At 61.7% G+C, this 7739-nt stretch carries 9 protein-coding genes; 3 read left to right on the top strand and 6 right to left on the bottom strand.

Annotated elements, in window-relative coordinates:
* Window positions 1–200 precede the first annotated feature (200 nt).
* Window positions 201–653, bottom strand: a complete 453-nt coding sequence (locus tag U9R81_RS16245) for a zinc ribbon domain-containing protein (protein WP_322496472.1) — start codon at window positions 651–653, stop codon at window positions 201–203.
* Between the two features lie 222 nt (window positions 654–875).
* Between U9R81_RS16245 and U9R81_RS16240 the strand changes: the two genes are divergently transcribed.
* On the top strand, window positions 876–1454 hold the full coding sequence (locus U9R81_RS16240; RefSeq protein ID WP_322496471.1) for a hypothetical protein: 579 nt from the start codon (window positions 876–878) through the stop codon (window positions 1452–1454).
* A 2-nt stretch (window positions 1455–1456) separates the two neighbouring features.
* On the opposite strand, the gene U9R81_RS16235 is transcribed toward U9R81_RS16240, so the two are convergent.
* The 5 genes from U9R81_RS16235 to hisC form a co-directional block, all read right to left on the bottom strand.
* On the bottom strand, window positions 1457–2443 hold the full coding sequence (locus tag U9R81_RS16235; protein ID WP_322496470.1) for a PrsW family intramembrane metalloprotease: 987 nt from the start codon (window positions 2441–2443) through the stop codon (window positions 1457–1459).
* 313 nt (window positions 2444–2756) lie between these two features.
* Complete coding sequence (hisB, locus tag U9R81_RS16230) at window positions 2757–3374, bottom strand: imidazoleglycerol-phosphate dehydratase HisB (RefSeq protein WP_322496469.1); 618 nt, start codon at window positions 3372–3374, stop codon at window positions 2757–2759.
* Window positions 3346–3672: a nucleoside triphosphate pyrophosphohydrolase family protein gene (locus tag U9R81_RS16225; RefSeq protein WP_322496468.1), complete on the bottom strand. Its 327-nt coding sequence runs from the start codon at window positions 3670–3672 to the stop codon at window positions 3346–3348. The genes hisB and U9R81_RS16225 overlap by 29 nt, the downstream gene beginning before the upstream one ends.
* Window positions 3669–4454 (bottom strand): inositol monophosphatase family protein, encoded by a 786-nt coding sequence (locus tag U9R81_RS16220; protein ID WP_322496467.1) that lies wholly within the window; start codon window positions 4452–4454, stop codon window positions 3669–3671. The genes U9R81_RS16225 and U9R81_RS16220 overlap by 4 nt, the downstream gene beginning before the upstream one ends.
* Window positions 4451–5557 carry a histidinol-phosphate transaminase gene (gene hisC / locus U9R81_RS16215; RefSeq protein ID WP_322496466.1) on the bottom strand — a complete coding sequence of 369 codons (1107 nt, stop codon included), beginning with the start codon at window positions 5555–5557 and terminating at the stop codon, window positions 4451–4453. The genes U9R81_RS16220 and hisC overlap by 4 nt, the downstream gene beginning before the upstream one ends.
* Before the next feature lie 115 nt (window positions 5558–5672).
* Between hisC and fabF the strand changes: the two genes are divergently transcribed.
* Both fabF and holB read left to right on the top strand, forming a co-directional pair.
* Window positions 5673–7088 carry a beta-ketoacyl-ACP synthase II gene (gene fabF, locus U9R81_RS16210; RefSeq protein ID WP_322496465.1) on the top strand — a complete coding sequence of 472 codons (1416 nt, stop codon included), beginning with the start codon at window positions 5673–5675 and terminating at the stop codon, window positions 7086–7088.
* Between the two features lie 67 nt (window positions 7089–7155).
* On the top strand, window positions 7156–7739 hold a 584-nt coding region (gene holB / locus U9R81_RS16205; protein ID WP_322496464.1), incomplete at its 3' end, for a DNA polymerase III subunit delta'.

The following is a 7739-nucleotide window of genomic DNA, read 5'->3' as shown; positions in this document are numbered from 1 at the left end:
CCTGAAGGGCCGGGCTAGGGGTACGAAGCCCGCTGCGCGGGCTGCTGGCCCTCACCCCCAACCCCTCCCCCGCTGGGGGAGGGGCAACGCGCACCTCTAGCCCCGCTCATATTGGTGCGGGCGCGGGGAGCGGAGCTACGCTTTGAGGCATTGCATAGCGATCAATGGTTGTCTTGACGAAATTTCTGTCCGCCCCTCAACTAGCCCACGCGTGTACCGCAACTTGGGCAAAAGATCGCGGTGGCCGGCATCTGGAACCCGCACTGCGGACACGTCTTGGGGCCGGCAGCGGTTGGCGGAGCTTCACTGATCGGTACTGATTGCACGGTAGGCGCTGGCGGCGGCGTGGCTGAGGTTGGCTCGATATAGACCTCATTCTGCGTCTGTTTGAGTTCTTCTTCACGGGCAACCAGCACGGCGCGCAGTTGGTCAAGTGCAGCCGCTAGCTCGGCGAGGGTGGGAGCGTGGATCTGGCCGGCCCGTTGCAGATCATAGGCGCGTTGGCCCAGCTCCATCAACTTTTGATCGATCTGGCGGCGCAGCTCGTTAATCTCGCCTTGCAGGCGGGTCGTCTTCTGAAACTTCTCAGCCTCGAATTTGGCCCGATCGCCGACTTGCAAAATGGTTTTACTCAGTTGATCGAGCAATCCCATCGTTATCTCCTTTCCATCGTTTCGCACTGGCTGTATTGTAGCATGCGGCGCAAAACTCCTGCTGGTTTGACGATCCCGACGGCGATCTGGATGCAACGCAGAGCAACGATGTCATGTAGTAGTCCTAGAGCAAGATCGACCCGTTGTACTATAGACGCTCGTGCAGGATTGCTCTACGATAGCAGTGACGTAGCCATCATTCTGAACGCCGTGAGGTCTGCCGTGACAGCAATTACATTTCAAACTCCACCCATTGATCCGCTCAACCAGATCATCACGCTGCTCGATCAATTGCGCCATCGGTTGCCGTTTGCCGAAGAAGAGCTGGTACATCACACTCAGCTACAGGCAATCTTGGCCGAACAGCAAGAGCAGAGCGCGGCAGCGCTAGCGGCGTGGCGGGCAGCATTGGCGGTACGGTGGGAGTGTGAGGTGCGGGCACAGCGCTTATATGCGCAAGTGCGCCGGCAGGTGATCGAGGCGATTGGCGCCGATGCGCCATACCTGTACCTGTTTGAACCCGACTCGGCGGCGGGGGCGTTGACGGCGACCGATCTGCTCAACAGTTTGCGCCGGCTGGCCGCCGTGCTGGGTCTGATGCATCCGCAACCGCCTTTTGCTGAGCAGGCGTTGGCTGATCTGGCAACGATGTCTGCCGAGTTGCAAGCGGCGATTACCCGGACTGAACAGTGTGAGGAAGAGCGGCGGCGGGTGCAAGCCGAGCAGCGCCTCTTGCTAGAATTGTGCCACCGCTCATACCGGCGCACACGCCACCGGATCGCTGAACACTTACGCGACTAGCGCTACGCTGCCGGCACTTCGGGCGCGAGTTGGGCAATCTCGTGGCGCAGTTGATTGATGCGGGCGATGGTGTTGCGCTGGTTGCCGACACCGGTGGCAAGATGGTGTTTCTTGTGGGCCAGTTCAGCGCACGCTTCATAGAAGCGGCGGGCAGCGGCACTGCGTGTCCGATTGCGAAGTTGGCCACTGAACGATTTGGCGGCGGCGTAATGCGCCGGGGAGATGATACCAGCAGCGACCTCTTCGGCCAAGTAAGCGGCGATGTGATGTTGCTCGCGCCGGATTTCCCAGATTACTAACCCCAACACGACGGCCCACGTTGACCAGTCAACCAGCAGGGTGAGGCCGAGGCCGGTTAAGCCAAATTCGTTGGCCAAAAAGACCGCCATAGTATTGTGCAGAGCGTGGAGGCAGACGGCGAGCAGCCAGCCAGCAAAGGGCGAGATGATGCGCACAATGTGGTTGGGGTGCAGGCGGGACATCGCTAAACCTAAGCCGATCCATGCGGTATAGACGGCGTGACCCCAGCCGCCCAAAATTACTCTCAGGACAAAGAGCGTGATCAGACCGCCAAACCCATCCTCGGTATAGCCGAAAAAGTAGAGGTAGAGCAGATTTTCGGTGGCGGCAAAGCCGAGCGCTGTGATCGCTGCATAGAGCATGCCGTCGAGTCGCGAGTCGAACTCTTCGGGGAAGGCGAACATGATGATCACGACGGCAATCCCCTTCAAGCTCTCTTCGACGAGCGGCGCAAGCAAGGTGGCGCCAGCCACTTCAGCCGAGGCTTCGCCGATAAAGATAGCTAACGACGCTTGGGCTATGCCCGTCCAGACAATCGCGCCCAAGGTGGCAACGAACGCGCCCCACAGAAACGCGCCGAACAGCAAGCGGCGCGGCTCTTTTTCAAACCGGTCGAGCCAATAGGCGATGCTGGCATAGATGAAGGCCGGCACGAAGCTTAGCACAGCCGCAGCGACGAACCCGATCATAGCAGCTCCTCACAGGTGATCCAGTTGTATGGGTGAAGCGGGTGGCAGCCCTCACCTCCAGCCCCTCTCCGACTGGCGCGGGAGATGGGAGCGGAGAGTCGAGCGTTGCGGCATCACACAGCGATCAACGGTCGTACTCGATCAAATGTTCTGTCCGCTCCTAAACTTCTCACGGGTAGTGATCCAGTTGCATAGGTTTAAGTGGGCGGCGGCCCTCACCCCCAACCTCGCGCTTAGGCGTGAGAGTGGGTAGCGGTTGGGGAATGAGCAATCAAATCAATGGATATTGCACCCACTACTGATGATCAGACTCTTACAAAACCCCCTTGGTGCTCGGCACCGCGCCGCCGAGGCGCGGATCGATGCGGGTGGCAGCATCGAGTGCGCGCCCGCAGGCTTTAAACAGCGCCTCAATCTTGTGGTGGTCGTTGCGCCCGTACAAGACTTGGGCGTGCAGGTTGAAACGGCCATGAAAGGCGATGCTCTCGAAGAGATGAGCGATCAGGTCGGTGCCGAGCTGGCCCACCCGCGGCGTGACAAACGCGGCCTGTACCACGCAGTAGGGCCTCCCGCCCAGATCGATCGCCACCAACGCCAGCGCTTCATCCATCGGCACGAAGCTATGGGCCGTGCGGACGATGCCGGCGCGCGCGCCGAGGGCCTGATCGATGGCGCGGCCCAAACAGATGCACACATCTTCGGCGGTATGGTGCTCGTCAACGTGGAGATCACCGTGGGCGCGGACGGTAAGGTCGAACAGACCGTGGCGCGCCCACAAGGTGAGCATGTGGTCGAGGAACCCGATCCCGGTCTGCACATCAGCCTGCCCGCTGCCGTCGATCGTCAGGGTCAGCGAGATACTGGTCTCGCCGGTGATGCGATCGACGGTGGCGCGACGGATGTCACTCGCTGCGTTGTTGGCTTCGCTCACTGCTGAATCCTTCCGGGTAGCGGCGGCGCAACTTCTCGATATTGGCCGCCATCACTGCGCCGAGCGATATGTCAAGCGTATTGCAGGCCAGCGCCACGTACCACAACACATCGCCCAACTCTTTCACTAGAGCCTCGCGGTCGAGTGGGTGGCCGTGGAAAAGGTGCTTTTTCACCGTGTCGGCAAACTCGCCGGCTTCGCCATTGAGGCCAAGCGCAGCGTTGGCAAGCCGCTCTTGGGGGGACAGGCCGGTGGCCAAGGTGCGCATAGCCAAGCGCTGATACTCGTCGGCGTTCATGCTTGTTCCTCGCCAGTAATCAAAGCTAATAGTTCGGGCAAGACGTGGCGGTTGCTGCCAATGCCTTCGTGATGGTAGATCGTTGGCGCGCCTTGCCAATCGGTATAGGCGCCGCCGGACTCGACCAGAATCGGCAAGAGCGCGGCGGCGTCCCACACATTCATTTGCGGGTCGAGGGCAACTTCGGCGCGACCGGTGGCGACCAGCACATAGCCGTAGCAATCGCCCCAAGTGCGGAATAGACCGGCGCGGCGCACGATGCGCTGGAAGGCTTCAGCGCGGCCATACTGCTCGTAGCCGTGGGCAATCGTGCCGACGACCAGACTCTCGCGTAGCGATGAGATATTGGAAACGCGGCAGGGCTGGCCATTCCACGTACACCCCAAACCCTGCGCTGCCGAGACCATTTCGCCGAGGACGGGAATATGGATCACGCCGAGCACTGGCTCGCCGTCGCGGAGCAGGCCGATCAGGACGCCGTACAACGGCACGCCGCGGACAAAACTCTTGGTGCCGTCGATCGGGTCGAGCACCCAGCGGAAGGTGGCGTGTTCGCTGCCGGTCAACCCATCTTCTTCGCCAAGCACGGCGTGATCGGGGTACGCGGCGGTAATTGCGGCACGCAGATAGCGTTCGGCCTCGCGGTCGGCAATCGTCACCGGTGATTCGTCGGCTTTGCGTTCAATCGTGACACCCTGCTGGAAGTAGCGCAGGGTGATCTGGCCGGCTTCGTGAGCGAGCTGGCGGGCAAAGACCAGCATGGGTTCGAGCGATGCAGTCATTGCGACACCTCGGCGAGGGTAGCGAGCAGGGCATCAGTTTGGGCGGGGGCGCCAACGCTGATGCGGATATAGCCATCGAGCAACGGGGTGCGGTAGTGGCGCACCAGCACGCCTCGCCGTTCGAGCGCGAGCTTGAGTTCGCGGGCATCGCGCCCTTCAACCCGGCAGAGGATAAAGTTGGCGGCGCTGGGGAAGGGCGTGAGGAAAGGGAAAGTTTGCAAATGGGCAAAGAGCCGTTCGCGTTCAGCGACGATCGCTTGCACGCGCTGGTGCAACTCGGCGACCGCTTCGAGCGAAGCGATCGCAGCGGCTTGGGCAGCCACCGAGACGTTGTAGGGCTGCTTAATCTTCCAGAGCTGTTCGATCAGCCAGCGGGGGAAGAGACCATAGCCAACCCGCAACCCGGCCAAGCCGGCCCACTTGCTGAACGTGCGCAAAATCGCCAGATTGGGGTAATGGTCGAGCAAATCGCTCGCGCCAATCGGTAAGCGGCCCGGTTCGGCAAACTCAACATACGCCTCATCAACCACCACCAGCAATGGCAATGCGAGGATGCGCAACAAATCGGCGCGTGGCAGCGGGTTGCCGGTAGGGTTGTTGGGAGCGGTGAGGAAGATCGCCTTGGCGCCTTGGGCTGCAGCGTGTTCGATGGCCGGCAGATCAAGGCTAAAGTCAGGCCGGCGGGGGATGGTGATCACCTGTCCGCCGCAGATTCTGGCGTCAAAGCGGTACATACCGAAGGTGGGCGGGCAATCGATGATCGCATCGCTAGGGTTGATGATCAAGCGCAACACGAGATCGATCAGCTCATCGGCGCCGGCCCCGCAGAGAATCTCCTCAGAGGGACGGCCCGTGTAACCAGCGAGCGCCGCGCGCAGCGCGGTGTGTTCGGGGTCGGGGTAGATATGGTAGGTGGCGGTATGTTGCAACGCCGCCAACGCCGCCGGCGCGGGGCCATACGGATTTTCATTCGCGTCAAGCTTGACGATCCGCTCAATTGGCAGGCCAAGGCGCGCGGCGAGCACTTCGAGCGGCACAATCGGCGTGTATGCTTCGAGATCGGCAATCTCAGGACGGATAAGGCCGGGCAAAACGGGCGTCATAATGATTGCTTTTGGTGAATGTGCTGAACTCGTCTTCGGCGAGTATGATACCACAGGCATGACGGCTGCGTGGTATAATTCAGACCTTGAATAATTGCATTGAGGGAGGGACGCCATGACCCCGCGAGCACTGGATCGGCGCGCAGCGTTGCGGGCCGAGTTGCTCGGTCTCGTGCGCGAGCATGTGCCAGATGAAGCGATTGAAGCGCAGATCGAGGCACTGCTGGCCGAGGTGCTGGCTGATGAACCGGCAGTAGAACCGCAGACCGTAGCGCACGATCAGCAGCCGCCTGATCAGCGCATTGTCGTGACCGGGATGGGAATCATCTCGCCGTTTGGGGTCGGCGTCGAGCCATTTTGGGCCGGATTAGCGGCGGGACGGAGTGCAATCGGGCGGATCACCTTTTTCGATCCGAGCGGGTATCCATGCCAGCTTGCCGGGCAAGCCAACGACTTTCAGCCGCAGGCATTTATGGATGCGAAAGAGGCGCGGCGGATGTCGCGGGCCAGTCAAATGGCAGTGGCGGCGGCGCGGATGGCGGTCGAGCATGCCCAGCTTCCATTGGAACGGATGGCGCGCGATGAGATCGGTGTCTTGATCGCGAGCGGCACAACGTCGATGCCAGATGTGGAGCAGGCCGCGGCTACCCTGATCCAGCGCGGCGGGATGAAAATCAGCCCATTCTTCATTCCGGCGGCGTTGCCGAACATGCCTTCGAGCCAAGTGGCGATTCACCTTGGCCTGCGCGGTTATACAACCTCGATTTGCACCGCGTGCGCGGCAGGGGCGCAAGCGATTGGCGAGGCGGCAGAGGTGATCCGGCGTGGCGATGCCGAGGTGATGCTGGCGGGCGGCGCTGAAGCGCCGATCACGGCGCTGAGTTTGGGGGCCTTCTGTGTGTTGCGGGCCTTGAGCACGCGCAGCAATGAGATGCCAGAGCGGGCCTCGCGCCCGTTTGACGCACTGCGCGACGGGTTTGTGCCGGGGGAGGGCGCGGCGGTGCTGGTGCTGGAACGGCTGAGCAGCGCGCAGCGGCGTGGCGCGCCGATCCTCGCCGAGCTGATCGGGTATGGCGTTTCGGCGGATGCCTATCACGTGACCGCACCTGATCCCGACGGTGAAGGCGCAGCGTTGGCGATGCGGCGGGCCTTGCAGCATGCCCGGCTAGCGCCGCAGCAAGTTGACTACATCAACGCTCATGCTACCAGCACACCGGCTGGCGACATCGCTGAGACGCGGGCAATTAAGCATGTGTTTGGCGAATATGCCTACAGCGTGCCGATCAGCTCGATCAAGTCGATGATCGGCCATCTGACCGGCGCGGCGGGTGCGGTTGAGGCGGCAGCAACGATCCTTGCCCTGCACCACGGTCTGATTCCGCCAACGATTAATCTCGAACATCCCGATCCAGAATGCGATTTGGATTATGTGCCGAACGTCGCCCGCCCAGCGGCGTTGCAAGTGGCGATTTCCAATTCGTTTGGGTTTGGCGGGGTGAATGCGGTGCTAGCCTTCCGCAAGCTGCTGTAATCCAACACAGGTTGGTTGGCGCAGCAGGAGAGCCGCACGCCAGTGCGGCTCTAGCCAAGCAAATGCCATGTGGGATATTGACGGTCACGAATGGGCGATTGAACAATTGCGTAGCAACATCCGGTCGAACCGGGTGGCGCATGCCTACTTGTTTGCCGGGCCGCCGGGGATCGGCAAATCGCTAGTGGCGTTGCGCATGGCGCAGGCGTTGAACTGTGAGCGACAGACGGGCGATCCCTGTTTGCAATGCCGGACGTGCCGGCGGATCGAGCGCGGCAACCATCCTGACGTGCGCGTGGCTGGAATGGCGACACAAGCGGCGGCGGCAAAGGCAGACGAGGCAGCACGGCAGAAAGAGCTGAAGATTGCGACGATTCGGGAATGGCAGCGCGATATTGCTTTGCGGCCTTACGAAGCGGCGCGGCGGGTGTTGATCTTGTACGATGCCGAGCGGCTGAGCGAAGAGGCGGCCAACGCGATGCTCAAGACACTGGAAGAGCCGCCCGATTACGCGACGTTGTTGTTGGTTGCCCATAGTAGCGAACTTTTGCCGACGATCGTCTCGCGTTGCCGGGTGCTGCGGTTGCGCCCGTTGCCGCGCGAGCAAGTAGCAGCGGCGCTGCAAGCGCGCGGCGCGGCGCCGGAGTTGGC

Source organism: Chloroflexus sp. (genome assembly GCF_034435895.1).
Classification (GTDB): Bacteria; Chloroflexota; Chloroflexia; order Chloroflexales; family Chloroflexaceae; genus Chloroflexus.
The sequence above is the reverse complement of the archived record's forward strand: the minus strand, read 5'-3'. Positions and strand labels throughout refer to the sequence as shown.